Consider the following 15,477-nt stretch of genomic DNA (forward strand, 5'->3'; position numbering starts at 1 on the left):
GCCTCGGCCAGGCGTCCGCCGAAGGCGTCGGCCGCGGCGTCGGAGAGCGACGCCTCGGGCTCGACGCCGAGGAAGTCTTCCAGGTCCCTGGGGGTGGCGGTCATGCCGCTGCCGGGGCCGAGGAACAGGGCCAGCCGCTCGATCTCCTGGCGGGCGACGCCCCGCTCCTTGGGCATGCGGCCGACGAAGACCTGCAGGGCCTCGCTGGTGAGGCCGACGCCGTCCTTGGCCAGGGCTTCGCGCACCAGGCGGGCGATGTCGCCGGGCTCGTCCTCGTAGCAGGGGATGGTCGCCGCGCCGGGCGCCTTCTCGGCGGCCTTGCGCAGGGCGGAGTTGCGGTCGAGATTCCCGGCCTCGATCAGCAGGAAGGCGTCGGGATTGAGCTCACCGGCGGCGTGGCGGGTCAGCGCCTCGGCGGTCATCTTGTCCAGGGCCGTCTTCTCGGTGGCGAACTTCAGCCGCACCAGGCGTCGCCCGCCCATCAGGGACTGGGCCGCCAGCTCTCCCTCCAGCCGCGCCCCGTCGCCGTCCAGGTCGCCATCGGTGAGCAGGGCTACGTCAAAGGGATCGTCGGGGCGATCGCAGACCTTCTTGGACAACTGGTTGGCGCGCTCGCGCACCACCCCCATGTCACGGCCATAGATCAGGGCGGCGCGGATGGTCTTGTCCGGCGACCCCAGGAAGCGTTCGATGTCCGGCCGCTTGGCGAGGATCACCAGGCGATCCCTAGGACTTGCCGGCCAGCCAGGTGGCGAGCTCGAGCTCGATCTTGCGGGCCGCCTCGCCGGCGGCGCGGTCCTGGGCGTCCTGCTGGGCGGCGACCGAGGCGTAGGGCTGGTCAGCCGAATCGTAGGTCACCTCCACCCGGACGCGCCCCACCTTGGCCGTGGTGTTGCTGACGGTGGAGACCAGGGTATAGGCGGCGGTCAGGACGTATTCGTAGCGGGTGGCGACATTGTCGACCCGGATCCCGCGAGGATAGCGCTGCTCGGAGATCTGCAGGTCCATCCGGTATTGCGGCTTGAGGTTGGAGTCGCGGGAGAGCGCGTCGTCCAGGTGCTCACGCATCAGCTGGCCGGCCCGGCCCGTGGGGGCGGAGACCTGCACCGAGGAAAGGGCGGCGCCGACCCCGGGGCGACCGTAGAGCGGCGTGAAGCCGCAGCCCGCCAGGGCGACGGCGGCGAGCGCCAGGGCGCCGATGCTTGCGATGCGAGCCATGTGCCTCAGCTTGCCACGATATTGACGATGCGATCCTTCACCACGATCACCTTGCGGATCGTGAGGCCCTCAAGGCGCCGTGCGATCTCGGGATCGTCAAGCACCATCTTCTCCACATCGGCCGGTTCGGCCCCGGCCGGCGCGGAAATTTCCCCCCGGCGCTTGCCGTTGACCTGAACGGGAAGCACCCGGACGGCGTCTTCGGTCAGGGCTGGATCGAACTGCGGCCAGGGGGCAGACACCACCATCCCCTCCCCGCCGATGCGGGCCCAGGCCTCCTCGGCGAGGTGAGGCGTGAAGGGCGAGACCAGGCGCGCGAAGGCCGACAGGGCCTCGGCGCGGGCCGCCAGCAGGGCGTCGCTGGCGCCTTCCGCCGGAGCGGCCTTCAGGGCGTTCAGGAACTCGTACAGGCGGGCGATGCCGGAGTTGAACCGGAAGCCCTCCACGGCCTCGGTGACCGCCTTGACGGTGCGATGGGTGGCGACCCGCAGGGCCATGGCCTTGGGGTCGGCCGCGATGTCGGCCGCAGAAGCCTTCTCCGGCTGGGCGTCGAACTCGGCCCAGACCCGGTTGACGAAGCGCCAGGCCCCTTCGACCCCGGAGGTGGACCAGATGGAGTCCCGCTCGGGCGGCGAATCCGACAGCACGAACAGCCGCGCGGCGTCGACACCGTAGACCTCGAAGATGTCCCCAGGGGCCACGGTGTTGCGCTTGGACTTCGACATCTTCTCGATGTCGCCGATGATCACCGGCTGGCCGTCGGAGACGCGCACGGCGCGGCGGGTATTCCCCTCGGCCGTGATCTCCAGTTCCTTGGGCTCGACCCAGTCGCCGTTCTGCAGGCGGTAGGTCTCGTGGGTGACCATCCCCTGGGTGAACAGCCCCGCAAAGGGCTCCTTGGCCTCCAGCATTCCGGCGTCCGACAGGGCGCGGTTCAGGAAGCGCGCATAGAGCAGGTGCAGGACCGCGTGCTCGATGCCGCCCACATACTGGTCCACCGGCATCCAGTAGTCGGCGGCGGCCTTGTCGATCGGCTCGGCGGCGGTGGGGTCGGTGAAGCGGGCGAAATACCAGGACGAGTCCACGAAGGTGTCGAGGGTGTCGGTCTCCCGGGTCGCGGGACCGCCACAGCCGGGGCAGCTGGTCTCTTTCCAGGTGGGGTGACGGGCGAGCGCATTGCCGGGCTTGGAGAAGTCCAGATCCTCCGGCAGGGCGACCGGCAGCTGGTCCTTGCGCACGGCGACGACGCCGCACTTGTCGCAATGGACCACCGGCACCGGGCAGCCCCAGCCGCGCTGGCGGGCCACGCCCCAGTCGCGCAGGCGGAACACCGTGGCGCCCTGGCCGGCGCCTTGCGCCTCGATCCTGGAGATGGCCGCGGCCTTGGCGGCCTCGATCTCCAGGCCGTCGAGGTCGGCGGACCGGAAGATGGTGCCCGGGCCGGTATAGGCCTCGGCGCCCACATCATAGGTGGCGGGGTCCTCGCCCGGCGGCAGGACCACCGGCTTGACCGGCAGGTCGTACTTGCGGGCGAAGTCCAGGTCGCGCTGGTCGTGGGCCGGACAGGCGAAGATGGCGCCCGTGCCGTAGTCCATCAGGATGAAGTTGGCGATCCAGACCGGCAGCCGCCAGGCGGGATCGAAGGGGTGGGCGACGCTGAGGCCGGTGTCGAAGCCGATCTTCTCGGCGGTCTCGATCTCGGCCTCCGAGGCGCCGCCCTTGCGGCAGGCCTCGATGAAGGCCGCGGCCCTGGGATCGGCGGCCGCGATCTGCTGGGCCAGGGGGTGATCCGGCGCCACGCCGACGAAGCTGGCTCCGTACAGGGTGTCGGGGCGGGTGGTGTAGACCTCCAGGCCGCTCTCGAAGCCGGCGGGGGCCGCGTCGGCCCATTGGAAGGCGAACTTCAGACCCTTGGAGCGCCCGATCCAGTTCTCCTGCATCAGCCGGACCTTGTCGGGCCAGCGGTCCAGACCCTTCAGGCCCTCCAGCAGGGCGTCGGCATAGTCGGTGATGCGCAGGAACCACTGGTTCAGCTTGCGCTTCTCCACCACCGCGCCCGAGCGCCAGCCGCGGCCGTCCACGACCTGCTCGTTGGCCAGGACGGTCTGGTCCACCGGGTCCCAGTTCACCACGCCCTCGCGGCGATAGACCAGGCCGCGGGCCATCAGGTCGATGAACCAGGCCTGCTGCTGGCCATAATAGGCCGGGTCGCAGGTGGCGAACTCGCGCGACCAGTCGATGGACAGGCCCAGCTGCTGCAGCTCGGCGCGCATCTTGTCGATATTGGCGTAGGTCCAGGCGCGGGGATCGACGCCGCGCTCCATGGCCGCGTTCTCCGCGGGCAGGCCAAACCCGTCCCAGCCCATGGGGTGCAGGACGTTGAAGCCCCGGGCGCGCTTGAACCGGGCGTTGGCGTCGCCGAGCGTGTAGTTGCGCACATGGCCCATGTGCAGGCTCCCCGACGGATAGGGGAACATCTCCAGGGCGTAGTATTTCGGGCGCGCGTGATCGATCTCCGCGCGGAACACGTCGGCGTCGGCCCAGGCCTTACGCCACTTGGGTTCGACTTCTTTGGGATTGTACCGGGCCATGGCGGGGGCTTAGCGCGCTTTCACTGAGGATGGGAAGCGGCCGGACACGCGCAAGGCGCGCCGACCTGATGAGTTCGGCGCGCCCGGTTATTTGTCAGATCCCGGAACGCGCCCGGGGATTAGCCCCGGATGTTCGAGAGCTTAAGCTGACGAGCCTTGGTCAGGATGGCGTTTTCGATGTCGGTCTCGGTCTGGCCGGCCGACGGAGCGTCCACCCAGGTCCCCGAGGCGTCGCGGGTCTGCTTGAAGACCGCCACGTTCAGGCCGTCGGCGCGCAGGCGCGCATCCAGGATGTAGACCGTGCACTTGAAGCGCTCGTCGGCCTTCTCCGGATTGACGTACCAGTCGGTGATCACCACGCCGCCATAGGGATCGGCCGAGGCCAGGGGCATGAAGGCCAGGGTGTCGAGGGTCGCCCGCCACAGGTAGCCGTTGACGCCGATGGTCGGCTGCTCGGCGGCCGGAGTCGATTTGCCGCGTCCGAGGCCCAACAGGCCGCCGCCGTCGTTCTGGGTCTTCGGGCCACTACTCGAGCAGGCCGCGAGCGCCGAAAGGCTGAGGGCCAAGACCCCCGTCGCCACGCCACGCATCCAAACTCCACGCACAAACGGCATATATCCGCTCCCAGTCGCTGTTTCGCGTCGGTATCTCGCCGCGTCGCCGCCCCCGCGCCGGATGCCTCTATACCAACGCCCAAAGCGGCGCCAAACAGGAATCGCGTGGCTCTGCCGCCACAGGCGCCAACCAACTGTGCAGAGAGGCAGCCTGCGGCGTGTTGGCGTGTTGACCTTGATGATGGCGCGACTTTAATCGCATCAACGGTCTCGCCTCTCATGGCGTGGCCGGGGCTTAGGGGCCATATAGGTGGTTATGTTCAATCGGACGGTCATGGCGCTGGTCGGCGCGGTGCTCATTGCGAGCGCCGGATCGATGGCTCATGCCCAGACGACGAAGAAGACCACCGACTTTTCCGTGCGCAGTGAAACCTTGGCTCTGGCGTCGCCTCAGGCGGCCAAGGCGCTGAAGTTCGACGCGCGCAAGGGGCGCTGGGGGGTCACGCTCAATCTGCAGCAGCCGGACGGTCGCGACACCCAGTGGAACGACGTCCAGGCCGGCGCCTATTTCCGCGTGACGCCGTCGCTCCGGGTCGGGGGCGCCGTCGCCCTCGGGGAGAAAGAAACCCCCATGTACAAGAAGACCGAACCGCAGGCTGGCGCGCCGCGTGTCCGTCTCGAGACCGCCTTCAAGTTCTAAGGCTTTCCACGGTTGACCAAATGAGCCGCCTTCGGGCGGCTTTTTGATTCCATCTCTTCTCCCCTAGGAAGGGGAGAAGAGATCAAATTCCAAACACTTCCACCCCGGCGATGCCCACGACCCCGGTGGCTAACAGCCGTGCGGCGGTGGTCTGGTTCACCCCGCCCAGGGCGTAGACGGGACTCCGCGCCGCGCTGACGATCCGCGCCAGACGCAGCGGCCCCAGGGGCCCGCCCGCCGAAGGACTGTTCGATGGGAAGATCGCCGAGACGACGAGCGCGTCGACCTGGGCGCGGGCCGCGCGCGGGCCGTGGGCGGCGGCCGTGATCAGCCAGTTCGGATGCTTCGCACGAATGCGCCCAGCTCGAGAGGCCAGGCGCTCAGGCAGGTGGACGCCATCGGCGCCGACTCTGGCGGCCAGGGCTTCGTCCGCGCCGATCAGCAGCTTGAGGCCACGCCGGCGGGCGATCGCCTTCAGGCGCAGGGCCACGGCTTGGGCGTCCGCCGCCCCAAAGGCCCGGTAGACGATGGCCGAGCCCCTGGGCAGGCACGCCGCTGCGGCCTCTGGATCGGGGGTCCGCACGGGGTCGGTGAAATAGAGCAGGGCGGGCAGGGGCTTTCGCCGACCCGCGCGTCGCCCTAAGCAGGCCGCTGTCCGCGCCACTGTCCAGAACCCAGCTATGACCCGCTCCTTCGATCCCGCCGCCGCCCACGCAGACATCCTGACGCGTATCGCCGCCGCGGCGAAGGCCGGCGGGCGGCAAGCCGGCGATGTGACCCTGGTGGCGGTCTCCAAGCAACAGCCCTGGGAGCGGGTGGCGGCGATCCTGGAGACCGGACAGGCGGTGTTCGGCGAGAACCGTGTGCAGGACGCCATGGCCGCCTGGGACAATCACCGCGAGGGGGTCGAGCTGCGGCTGATCGGGCCGCTGCAGACCAACAAGGTCAAGGAGGCGGTGGCCTTCTTCGACGTCATAGAGACCCTCGACCGCGAGAAGCTGGCCGCCGCCCTGGCTGATGAGATGAAGAAGCAGGGCAGGGCGCCCCGCCTCTATGTTCAGGTCAACACCGGCGAGGAAGAGCAGAAGGCCGGTGTGGTCCCGGCCGAGGCCGACGCCTTCATCGCCAGCTGCCGGGACACCCACGGCCTGAGCATCGAAGGCCTGATGTGCATCCCGCCGGCCGACGAGCCGCCGGGACCGCACTTCGCCCTGCTGGCCAAGATCGCCGCGCGAAACGGGATCTCGAAGCTTTCCATGGGGATGAGCGACGACTTCGAGACCGCCGTGCGGTTCGGCGCCACCAGCGTCCGGGTGGGCTCAGCCCTATTTGGTCCGCGAGGATAGGACGTTCAGGGTCGGCCGGGGCGGCTTTCGCGCCTCGTCCATGTGCTCCATGGCGTCCAGGAACGGGTGCGGATTGACGTCGACGATAGAGACCGCCGACCCTGGCTCGGCCTTGCCGATCAGCTCCAGGACGTCCCAGGCCTGCAGGGCCACACAGCCCTCGGTGGGCTCCCAGTTCGGCCGCGCCACGTGCAGGAAGATCGCCGAGCCCATCAAGGGGACCACGGGATCGTCGTTGTGGGCCAGCACCAGGACGAAGTCGTAGACCTTGTCCTCGCGCCACAGCTGTTCGGCGCTGGCGGGGTAGGGGAGGCTGACGGGGCGGTTGTAGTTCGGGTCGCCCGGCGCGTCGCACCAGCCGTCATTGGGCGCGATGGCCTTCACCGGCAGGCGGCTCTGGGGCGCGGGCGTGCGGTCAGGGCGGTACAGGACGCGGCGGATCGGCCAGACCCCCAGGGGTGAACAGCCGTCGCCCTCGCGCTTGTCGGCGGCGGCGATCACCCCACCCTTGCCCAGCGCGCAACGGGTCTCACGGCCCGCGAGATCAAACCGGCCGTCTGACATCGCCGTGAACAGCACGCTTCATTCTCCTGGGTGGTTGGCGCTTGAGGCCAACACGGTGCATGTTCGCGCCCATGGCCCAACGCAAGACCCTACTCGTCGTCGACGACAATGATGATCTGCGCGGCGAACTCGCCGAGCAACTGGAACTGCACGAAGAGTTCTCCGCCATCCAGGCGGCCACCGCCGGCGACGGGGTTCGGCAGGCCGTGGAGGCCCGCCCCGACCTGATCCTGCTGGACGTCGACCTCCCCGACATGGACGGGCGCGAGGCCTGCAAGCTGATGCGCTCCAAGGGGGTGACCTCGCCGGTGATCATGCTGACCGCCGCCGACACCGACGACGACGCCATCCGCGGCCTGGATTCCGGGGCCAACGACTACGTCACCAAGCCCTTCAAGTTCGCCGTCCTGCTGGCCCGTATCCGCGCCCAGCTGCGCAGCCACGAACAGTCGGAGGGGGCGGTCTTCCACCTGGGCGCCTACGAATTCCGACCCTCGGCCAAGATGCTGGTGGACGCCAACCAGAAGAAGATCCGGCTGACGGAAAAAGAGACCAACATCCTGAAGTACCTCTACCGGGCCGGCGAAAAGCCGGTGAGCCGCGAGGAACTGCTGGCCGAGGTCTGGGGCTATAACGCCGGGGTCACCACCCACACCCTGGAAACCCACGTCTACCGCCTGCGCCAGAAGATCGAGCCCGATCCTGGCAATGCGCGCCTGCTGCTGACCGAGGCCGGCGGCTATCGCCTGGCGCCTTAGTCCCGCCGTCGCCTAGAGCCCGAAGTCAGCGCTGACCGGCGCGTGGTCGCTGGGGCGTTCCCATTCGCGGACGTCGTCATGGACGCGGGCCGCGGCCGCCCCTGGCCGGAAGGCGGCTTCCCGCAGGCCAGGGGAGATCAGCACATGGTCCAGGCGCAGACCCCGGTTTGACGCGCGGAAATCGGCGGCCCGGTAGCTCCACCATGAAAACAGCTTCTGCGGATCGGGAATGGCTTCGCGCACCAGGTCGGTGAACTGACCCGCGGCCATGAGCTTGGCGAAGGCCTCCAGCTCGACCGGGGTGTGGCTGACGATCCGTGACATCTGCTTGTGGCTCCAGACGTCGAACTCGCCCGGGGCCACGTTCAGGTCGCCGACGATGGCCAAGGGCGCCTTGGGATCTCTCCGGCCCATCTCGGCGGTGAGCTTCTCGTAGAAGTCCAGCTTGTGGTCGAACTTGGTGTTGATCGTCCGGTCGGGGATGTCGCCGCCCGCGGGGATGTAGAAGTTCTGGATCTCGACGCCCGCCACCTTGGCCGAGACGCAGCGGGCGTGGCCCTCGCGGCAGACATCCAGGGGCGCCACCTCCTCGAAGGGCAGGCGCGAGGCGATGGCGACGCCATGCCAACCCTTCTGGCCGGCGATCTTGATGTGGGGCAGGCCCATGTCGATGAAGGCCTGACGGGGAAACTCCCCCTCCTGGCACTTGATCTCCTGCAGGCAGAGGACATCGGGCGCCTGCTCGTCAACGAAGCGGGCGACCTGCTCGGCGCGCAGGCGGACGGAGTTCACATTCCAGGTGCAGAGACGGAGACGCATGCGCGGGGTTTAGGGGGCTGGGTAAGAAAAGAAAACGCCCGGGCACTGGAGAAAGCCCGGGCGTAAGTGATGTCTCTCATGCCGCCGCCGGGAGGGGATAGGTTCCGGCACGGAACACGCCCGCTCGCACAGGCGTTATGCGTGGCATTAATGCAACGACGAAATGGAAATGTCAACCAGAATCACGGGGCGGGTTGCCTGTTGTCTGATTGTCACATTTTCCCGCGGCCGACTGATTTGGGCCGGGGGTCGTTCAGCACGAAAAGGGTCGGCGCCAGGCCTGACGTCCGCTGCAGGCCGGTCAGGCGGATCCGGGTCGCCTGACCCTGGGCGTCGCTCACCGTCCAGCCGATCAGGGCCATGGGGGTGTTGGAGAAGGTCAGGGTGATCTGGCCCTCGGCCTGCTTCTTCCCATCGCGGGCGGTGATGGTGAAACCGTCGGCCAGCCGGGTGACGTCGCTGATCACCACGCCCCGGTCCAGCTTGATCTGGCGGGCCAGGAAGATCGACAGCGGCGTCGCCATCAGCGGATAGCGGTCGAAGGTCTTCAGCCGCGAGTCGGCCACCGAGACATTGGCCCCATCGGCCACCACCAGCAGGCCGGAGGGGGCCTCATAGGCGAAGCGGGCCTTGCCGGGACGCTTGAGGAAGACGGTCCCCTGGGTGCTGGTTCCCCGGGCGTCAGTCTGCACGAAGCGCCCCTTGGCTTCGGTCAGGCCCTGCAGATAGGTCGCGGCCTTGTCCACCAGCAGGCGGTCGTCGGCGTTGAGCGGGGCTATGGCGGGACGGGCGGCGAGGGCCGGCAGCGGCAAGGCGGCCAGGCCCAGCGCCAGGGCGCGGCGGGTCAGTCGGGTCATCAACCAGGCTCCATTTCGCGCAGAAACCTACAGGCGCGGCGCGGCGTCAATAGGGCGGGAGAACGGCGCAGGAGACGTGGCGTTCCGTCTGGTCAGGCCGCCGCGTGCGCCCGGCTCGGCCACTCGGAGAGCACGGCCAGCAGGCGGGCGGTCTCGATAGGCTTGCCGAGGTGGTCGTCCATGCCGGCGTCGAGGCACTTCTGGACCTGGTCGGGCAGCACATTGGCGGTCATGGCGATGATCGGCAGGCCCCTCAGGCGCGGCAGGTCCAGGGCGCGGATGGCGCGGGTGGCGGTCAGGCCGTCCATCACCGGCATCTGCACATCCATCAGCACCAGGTCGAAGACCTGATCGCGCACCTTGGCGATGGCCTGCTCGCCGTTCTCGGCGGTCTCAATGAGCACGTCGAAGGGGTGCAGCAGGGCGGCGATCAGCTCGCGGTTCACCGCCACGTCCTCCACCACCAGCAGCCGCAGGGGCGCCTCCAGGTCGAGGGTTTCAGGCTCGGCCTCGACCTCCTCCTCCAGGGCGTCGGTGCGCGGCAGAACCAGCTCGAACCAGAAGGTCGACCCCTCACCGGGAACCGAGCTCGCCCCGAGGGTCCCGCCCATCAGCTCGACAATGCGCTGGCAGATGGCCAGGCCAAGGCCGGTGCCGCCATACTGGCGCGACACCGAGGCGTCGGCCTGGGTGAAGCGCTCGAAGAGCTGCTCAATCTGCTGCTGCGTCACCCCGATGCCTGTGTCGGCGACCTCAACGCGCATCCGGCCGCAGTCGTTGTCGGCAGGCTCCTGGATCAGGGTCACGGTGACGCCGCCCTGGCTCGTGAACTTGATGGCGTTTGAGAGGAAGTTCAGCAGCACCTGACGGATCCGCGCGGCGTCCCCCAGCAGGGGCTCAATCCTGCCGCGGGTCTGAACGGTCAGGGTAAGGCCCCTGGCGTGAGCCTGCTCAGTCAGCAGCTCGGCGATGGCGCGGACCGGGGTCTCGGGGTCGAAGGGCCTGGCTTCCACCTCCACCGCTCCGGCCTCCAGGCGCGAGAAGTCCAGCACGCTGTTGACCAGTTCCAGCAGGGTGGTGCTGGCGTCGTGGATCAGGCCGGCGTGCCGGGCGTCCTCCGCGACCAGGCGCCGGGAGCGCCTCAGGATGCCGGAGAATCCGATGATGGCGTTGAGCGGGGTGCGCAGCTCGTGGGTCATGTTGGCCAGGAACTCCGACTTGGCCGCGGCGGCTTGCTCGGCGCGTCGGCGGGCCTCCACCAGCTCGGTCTCCATGGCCTTGCGGGCGTCGATCTGGCGCGAGACCGAGACGATCTGGGGTAGGCCGCCGGCCTGCTCGGAGGCGATCAGCCCGAAATTGGTCTCCACCCAGACTGTGTGACCGGCCTTGTGGACGATCCGGTACTGCAGGGTCAGCTCGCCGCCCCGGGCGACCATGTCGGCGATCTCGCCGGGGACCCAGGCCGCGTCCTCGGGATGCAGGAAGGTGTAGTTGGGGGTGGCGAACAGCTCCTCCACCGAATAGCCCATGCCCGTGGCGATGGAGGGCGACAGGTAACGCCGGCGGCCGTCGAGGTCGTTGAGCGCGATGACGTCGGTGATGTTGTCGGCCAGCACCCGGTACTGGGCCTCCGACGCGCGAAGCCGGTCCTGGGCCTCGTCGAACTTGCGGCGGGCGGCCAGGGTGCGGAACACCGCGTCGCAGCCGAAACCGAAGGCCAGGACCAGCAGGCCCAGCACCGGCGGCAGGGGCAGGTGCAGGGGGTTGGGGGCCAGCGGCATCCAGGCCAGCAGGCCCACGCTCGGCGTCGCGCCGCCGACCAGGAAGCCGAGCGGCGACTGGAAGGCGTTGGACTGGGCGAAGAACAGCACCGAGAGCCAGAGGGTCATGGCGCAGACCGCGCCCTGCGGCGTCCCGCTGGTCCAAAGCAGGCCCCCCAGGACCATCCAGCAGACGCAGACCGCCAGATAGGTGAAGAGATGCGCCAGTCGCAGCGCCGCGCCCACCCTGAGCCCCAGATGCTGCCGGCGGGAAGCCAACAGGCAGGCCGCCTCGGTGAGAACCTGGAACCCGATCCACACGACGCAGACGCGCCAGGGCAGGAGGGTGGCGGTCAGCGCCCCCGCCGCAAAGGCGACGGCCACCCGCAGGGGCACGCCTTGATAGGACAGGGCCGCAAGTTCATCGAGCCGCTCGTCGAGCAGATTGCGCATCTTACCTGGCCCCCCGAAGGCGCGGTTTGCGGAACTATGGCCTGGCGGGTCTTGCAGTCCGGTTACCGACCGCCCGGGGGACGCAATTGGTCACGCAAGTTGAGTTGAGGTCGCCCCGCCCCGGCCCCAGGGTCGGGGCATGAGCCGGATCCACCCCACCGCCGTTATCGCCGCCGGCGCCCAGATCGCGCCGGGCGTGGAGATCGGCCCCTATGCGGTGATCGGGCCCCGGGTGCGGCTGGCGGCCGGAAACATCATCGGGCCCCATGTGGTGATCGAGGGGGCGACCGACATCGGCCCGGGTAACCGCTTCCTGCAGTTCTGCGCCATCGGGGCCGGGCCGCAGGTGGACGGCTGGGCTGGCGAGGCCGGCGCCCTGGCGATCGGGAGCGGCAACGTGTTCCGCGAGTTCGTCACCGTCCACGCTTCCGCCGGCGGCGCCCCCACCCGCATCGGCTCGCGCTGCCTGATCATGACCGGGGCCCATGTGGCCCACGACTGCGTGCTCGGCGACGACATTCGCCTGGCCAATGCGGCGACGCTGGGAGGGCATGTGCAGGTCGCCGACTTCGCCCAGGTCAGCGGCCTCGTGGCCATTCACCAGTACAGCCGCATCGGGACCCACGCCTTCGTCGCCGGGGGATCCATCGTCACCCAGGACGTGCCGCCCTTCTGCCTCGTGCAGGGAGACCGCGCGCGGCTGGCGGGCCTGAACGCCGTCGGCCTGAAACGGACGGGGGTCACGCCGGCCGAGGTCGCCGAACTGCGCCGCGCCTACCGGACGCTGTTCCTGGGGACGGGGCCGATGGAGGATCGCCTGGCCGCGGCGCGCCTGAGCGCAGGCGCTCGCACCCTCGTGCTCCTCGACTTCCTGGAAAGCTCCGTCCGCGGCTGCATCTCCACGCCGCGAAGCCGGAAACTCGCCGCCTAACCGACCGCCGGAACCACCTGCGGGTCCTGCTCGGCGGCATAGTCGACGCCGGCCAGGCCAAACCCGAAGATTTTCAGGAAGTCGCTCCGGAAGCCCGCCAGGTCGGCCAGCTCCGGCAGGGTCTGGGTGGAGATCTGCGCCCAGCGGCGCTTGACCTCGGCCTGGACCGGCTCGGACAGCTCCCAGTCGTCCAGCCGCAGGCGGCCGGCGTCGTCCAGGGCCTCGGGGCCGGGCAGGACGGTGCGGAACAGGCGGTCGATCTGCTCGATGCAGCCCTCGTGCAGGCCCATCTCTTTCATCACCTTGAACAGCACCACGCCGTAGAGCGGCACCACTGGGATCGCCGAGGAGGCCTGGGTCACCACCGCCTTCAGGGAGACGACCCGGGCGGCGCCGGCGCCGTGCTCCGCGCGGATGGCGGCCGCGGCGCGGTCGAGGTCTTCCTTGGCCTTGCCCAGGGTGGCCTTCCAGTAGATCGGCCAGGTCAGTTCCGAGCCGATATAGGTGTAGCTCAGGGTCTTGAAGCCGGGGGCCAGGACGCCGCCGGCCGAAAGCGCGGCGATCCACATCTCCCAGTCCTCGCCGCCCATGACCGCCACGGTGCCGGCGGTTTCCTCAGGTGTGGCGGGCTGCAGTTCGGTCTCGAAGACCTCACCCTTGTCGGTGTTCAGGGTCTTGACCGTGACCGGCGCCCCCAGGGGCTTGATGGCCGAGCGGAAGGTCTCGCCGGTCTTGGGGTGGGTGCGGACCGGGGCGGCCATGGAATAGATCACCAGGTCCACCTGGCCGAGGTGCTCGGCGATGGCCTTGATCGTTTCGGCCTTCATCTCATCGGAGAAGGCGTCGCCGTCCAGGGTGACAGCCTTGCGGCCGGCCCTGGCGGCCTGCGCCTCGAAGGCGCGGTTGTTGTACCAGCCGGCCGAGGCGGTCTTGGTCTCAGAGGGGGACTTCTCGAAGGAGACGCCGACGGTGTCGGCCCCGCCGCCGAAGGTCGCCACGATCCGTGAGGCCAGGCCGTAGCCGGCCGAACAGCCGAGCACCAGCACCCGCTTGGCCATGCCCGGAACCTCGCCCTTGCCCGCCACATAGCCCACCTGCTGGCGGACGTTCATGGCGCAGCCCTCGGGATGGGCGGTGGTGCAGATGAAGCCGCGGATACGGGGCTCGATGATCATGGGCGCCTCTTTTCGTGGAGGCGGAAGATACACCGGCGCGCGATCAGGGAAAGCTGGAGTTAAGGCGGCGGGCCCACCAGGACTTCGCGCTTGCCGGCGTGGTTGGCGGGGCTGACGACGCCTTCGTTCTCCATCCGCTCGATCAGCGAGGCGGCGCGGTTGTAGCCGATCTGCAGGCGGCGCTGGACGTAGGAGGTCGAGGCCTTCTTGTCCCGGGTCACGACGGCCACGGCGCGGTCGTAGAGATCGTCGCCCGAACCGCCCTCGTCGAAACCGCCTTCGCCTTCGCCGTCCTCGTCGTCGCCGCCGGCGGTGACCTCTTCCAGATACTGCGGCTGGCCCTGTTCGCGCAGGAACCTGGCGACGGCCTCCACCTCGCCGTCGGAGACGAAGGGCCCGTGCAGGCGGGTCACGCGGCCGCCGCCGGCCATGTAGAGCATGTCGCCCTGGCCCAGCAGCTGCTCGGCGCCTTGCTCGCCCAGGATGGTGCGGCTGTCGATCTTCGACGTGACCTGGAAGGAGATCCGGGTCGGGAAGTTGGCCTTGATGGTGCCGGTGATGACGTCCACCGACGGGCGCTGGGTGGCCATCACCAGGTGGATGCCGGCCGCCCGGGCCATCTGGGCCAGGCGTTGCACCGCGCCCTCGACGTCCTTGCCCGCCACCATCATCAGGTCGGCGACCTCGTCGATGATCACCACCAGATAGGGCATGGCCTCGGGATTGATCTTCTCGCTCTCGTAGATCGGGCGGCCGGCGTCGTCGAAGCCGGTCTGCACGGTCCGCTCGAAGTGCTCGCCCTTGGCGGCGGCCTCCCGGGCCCGGTCGTTATAGGAGGCGACATTGCGCACCCCGATCTTCGACATCCGCCGATAGCGGTCCTCCATCTCGCGCACGGTCCACTTCAGCGCGACGATGGCCTTCTTGGGATCGGTGACCACCGGCGCCAGCAGGTGCGGGATGCCGTCATAGACGGAAAGCTCCAGCATCTTCGGGTCGATCATGATGAACCGGCACTGCTCGGGCGGCAGGCGGTAGAGGATCGACAGGATCATGGCGTTGACCCCCACCGACTTGCCCGAGCCGGTGGTGCCGGCGATCAGCAGGTGGGGCATCTTCGACAGGTCGGCGATGTAGGGCTCGCCGCCGATGGTCTCGCCCAGGGCCATGGGCAGGGCCGAGTTCGACTTCTCGTATTCACTGCTGCCCAGCAGGTCGCGCAGATAGACGGTCTCGCGCCGCGCATTGGGCAGTTCGATGCCGATGGCGTTGCGGCCGGGCACCACGCTGACGCGGCAGGCGGCGACGGACATGGAGCGCGCGATGTCGTCCGACAGCGCCACGACCCGGGCCGATTTCACCCCGGCGGCCGGGACCAGCTCATAGAGGGTGACCACGGGACCGGGACGGATCTGGTCGATGGCGCCCTTGACCCCGAACTCGGCCAGCACGCTTTCCAGCAACTGGGCGTTCTGGCGCAGGGCGCCTTCGTCAAACTGGCTGGCGCGGGGCTTGGGCTTGGCCAGCATGGCCAGCTCGGGCAGGGCGAAGCCGCCGGTCTTTACGAAATCGAAGGCGCCCTGGGCCTCGCGCAGTTCGCGGCCGGACTCCTTGGGCCCGGCCTTGGGGATCTTCACCGCCACCGGGGCGGCGAAGGGCTCCAGGCCGACAGGCGCCGGCGGGGGTTCGGGATCGGGCAGGGGGGCCGCCTTGGGCGCGCCGGGCAGGGAAGCGGCGGGGATCCGCTCCTC

Annotated in this window: 15 protein-coding genes; 4 read left to right on the forward strand and 11 right to left on the reverse strand. The window is 69.1% G+C overall.

Annotated features, from left to right (window positions below):
* From holA to OCL97_RS21610, 4 genes are all read right to left on the reverse strand, one after another.
* The coding region (holA, locus tag OCL97_RS21595; RefSeq protein ID WP_377371768.1) for a DNA polymerase III subunit delta at positions 1-716 on the reverse strand (716 nt) is incomplete at its 3' end.
* A gap of 10 nt (positions 717-726) precedes the next feature.
* Positions 727-1,218 (reverse strand): LPS assembly lipoprotein LptE, encoded by a 492-nt coding sequence (lptE, locus tag OCL97_RS21600; RefSeq protein WP_377371769.1) that lies wholly within the window; start codon positions 1,216-1,218, stop codon positions 727-729.
* A gap of 5 nt (positions 1,219-1,223) precedes the next feature.
* Complete coding sequence (gene leuS / locus OCL97_RS21605) at positions 1,224-3,809, reverse strand: leucine--tRNA ligase (RefSeq protein ID WP_377371770.1); 2,586 nt, start codon at positions 3,807-3,809, stop codon at positions 1,224-1,226.
* Between the two features lie 119 nt (positions 3,810-3,928).
* Entirely contained in the window at positions 3,929-4,423 is a 495-nt protein-coding gene (locus OCL97_RS21610; protein ID WP_377371771.1) for a DUF3576 domain-containing protein, read from the reverse strand.
* A 274-nt stretch (positions 4,424-4,697) separates the two neighbouring features.
* Between OCL97_RS21610 and OCL97_RS21615 the strand changes: the two genes are divergently transcribed.
* Positions 4,698-5,063, forward strand: coding sequence for an NtrZ family periplasmic regulatory protein (locus OCL97_RS21615; protein ID WP_377371772.1), 366 nt, complete (start codon positions 4,698-4,700; stop codon positions 5,061-5,063).
* A gap of 82 nt (positions 5,064-5,145) precedes the next feature.
* Here the strand turns inward: OCL97_RS21615 and OCL97_RS21620 are convergent, their stop codons facing one another.
* Entirely contained in the window at positions 5,146-5,727 is a 582-nt protein-coding gene (locus OCL97_RS21620) for a thiamine phosphate synthase (RefSeq protein ID WP_377371773.1), read from the reverse strand.
* Positions 5,728-5,743: 16 nt separating this feature from the next.
* Here OCL97_RS21620 and OCL97_RS21625 point away from each other — a divergent pair, with 16 nt between their 5' ends.
* Positions 5,744-6,409, forward strand: a complete 666-nt coding sequence (locus OCL97_RS21625) for a YggS family pyridoxal phosphate-dependent enzyme (protein ID WP_377371774.1) — start codon at positions 5,744-5,746, stop codon at positions 6,407-6,409.
* On the opposite strand, the gene OCL97_RS21630 is transcribed toward OCL97_RS21625, so the two are convergent.
* Complete coding sequence (locus OCL97_RS21630) at positions 6,389-6,988, reverse strand: L,D-transpeptidase family protein (RefSeq protein ID WP_377371775.1); 600 nt, start codon at positions 6,986-6,988, stop codon at positions 6,389-6,391. The two genes, OCL97_RS21625 and OCL97_RS21630, sit on opposite strands and share 21 nt — an antisense overlap.
* Before the next feature lie 56 nt (positions 6,989-7,044).
* Here OCL97_RS21630 and OCL97_RS21635 point away from each other — a divergent pair, with 56 nt between their 5' ends.
* Entirely contained in the window at positions 7,045-7,731 is a 687-nt protein-coding gene (locus OCL97_RS21635; RefSeq protein WP_304780771.1) for a response regulator transcription factor, read from the forward strand.
* Between the two features lie 12 nt (positions 7,732-7,743).
* Here OCL97_RS21635 and xth read toward each other — a convergent pair whose 3' ends face one another.
* The 3 genes from xth to OCL97_RS21650 form a co-directional block, all read right to left on the reverse strand.
* Positions 7,744-8,550, reverse strand: a complete 807-nt coding sequence (xth, locus tag OCL97_RS21640) for an exodeoxyribonuclease III (protein ID WP_304780581.1) — start codon at positions 8,548-8,550, stop codon at positions 7,744-7,746.
* A 212-nt stretch (positions 8,551-8,762) separates the two neighbouring features.
* Positions 8,763-9,407, reverse strand: a complete 645-nt coding sequence (locus tag OCL97_RS21645; protein ID WP_377371776.1) for an outer-membrane lipoprotein carrier protein LolA — start codon at positions 9,405-9,407, stop codon at positions 8,763-8,765.
* 92 nt (positions 9,408-9,499) lie between these two features.
* On the reverse strand, positions 9,500-11,620 hold the full coding sequence (locus tag OCL97_RS21650; RefSeq protein WP_377371777.1) for a PAS domain-containing hybrid sensor histidine kinase/response regulator: 2,121 nt from the start codon (positions 11,618-11,620) through the stop codon (positions 9,500-9,502).
* A gap of 139 nt (positions 11,621-11,759) precedes the next feature.
* Between OCL97_RS21650 and lpxA the strand changes: the two genes are divergently transcribed.
* Complete coding sequence (lpxA, locus tag OCL97_RS21655) at positions 11,760-12,551, forward strand: acyl-ACP--UDP-N-acetylglucosamine O-acyltransferase (RefSeq protein ID WP_377371778.1); 792 nt, start codon at positions 11,760-11,762, stop codon at positions 12,549-12,551.
* Here lpxA and fabV read toward each other — a convergent pair.
* Positions 12,548-13,726, reverse strand: coding sequence for an enoyl-ACP reductase FabV (fabV, locus tag OCL97_RS21660; protein ID WP_377371779.1), 1,179 nt, complete (start codon positions 13,724-13,726; stop codon positions 12,548-12,550). The genes lpxA and fabV overlap by 4 nt on opposite strands.
* A 59-nt stretch (positions 13,727-13,785) precedes the next feature.
* Positions 13,786-15,477 (reverse strand): DNA translocase FtsK (locus tag OCL97_RS21665; protein WP_377371780.1); only part of this gene is annotated, 1,692 nt, incomplete at its 5' end.

The organism is Phenylobacterium ferrooxidans, from assembly GCF_042714595.1.
Classification (GTDB): domain Bacteria; phylum Pseudomonadota; class Alphaproteobacteria; order Caulobacterales; family Caulobacteraceae; genus Phenylobacterium; species Phenylobacterium ferrooxidans.

Excerpts from the sequence above, each read along its gene's own strand:
- lptE (WP_377371769.1), bottom strand. The coding sequence starts at position 1,218 with ATGGCTCGCATCGCAAGCATCGGCGCCCTGGCGCTCGCCGCCGTCGCC.
- leuS (WP_377371770.1), bottom strand. The coding sequence starts at position 3,809 with ATGGCCCGGTACAATCCCAAAGAAGTCGAACCCAAGTGGCGTAAGGCC.
- OCL97_RS21610 (WP_377371771.1), bottom strand. The coding sequence starts at position 4,423 with ATGCCGTTTGTGCGTGGAGTTTGGATGCGTGGCGTGGCGACGGGGGTC.
- OCL97_RS21615 (WP_377371772.1), top strand. The coding sequence starts at position 4,698 with ATGGCGCTGGTCGGCGCGGTGCTCATTGCGAGCGCCGGATCGATGGCT.
- OCL97_RS21625 (WP_377371774.1), top strand. The coding sequence starts at position 5,744 with ATGACCCGCTCCTTCGATCCCGCCGCCGCCCACGCAGACATCCTGACG.
- OCL97_RS21635 (WP_304780771.1), top strand. The coding sequence starts at position 7,045 with ATGGCCCAACGCAAGACCCTACTCGTCGTCGACGACAATGATGATCTG.
- xth (WP_304780581.1), bottom strand. The coding sequence starts at position 8,550 with ATGCGTCTCCGTCTCTGCACCTGGAATGTGAACTCCGTCCGCCTGCGC.
- OCL97_RS21645 (WP_377371776.1), bottom strand. The coding sequence starts at position 9,407 with ATGACCCGACTGACCCGCCGCGCCCTGGCGCTGGGCCTGGCCGCCTTG.
- OCL97_RS21650 (WP_377371777.1), bottom strand. The coding sequence starts at position 11,620 with ATGCGCAATCTGCTCGACGAGCGGCTCGATGAACTTGCGGCCCTGTCC.
- lpxA (WP_377371778.1), top strand. The coding sequence starts at position 11,760 with ATGAGCCGGATCCACCCCACCGCCGTTATCGCCGCCGGCGCCCAGATC.
- fabV (WP_377371779.1), bottom strand. The coding sequence starts at position 13,726 with ATGATCATCGAGCCCCGTATCCGCGGCTTCATCTGCACCACCGCCCAT.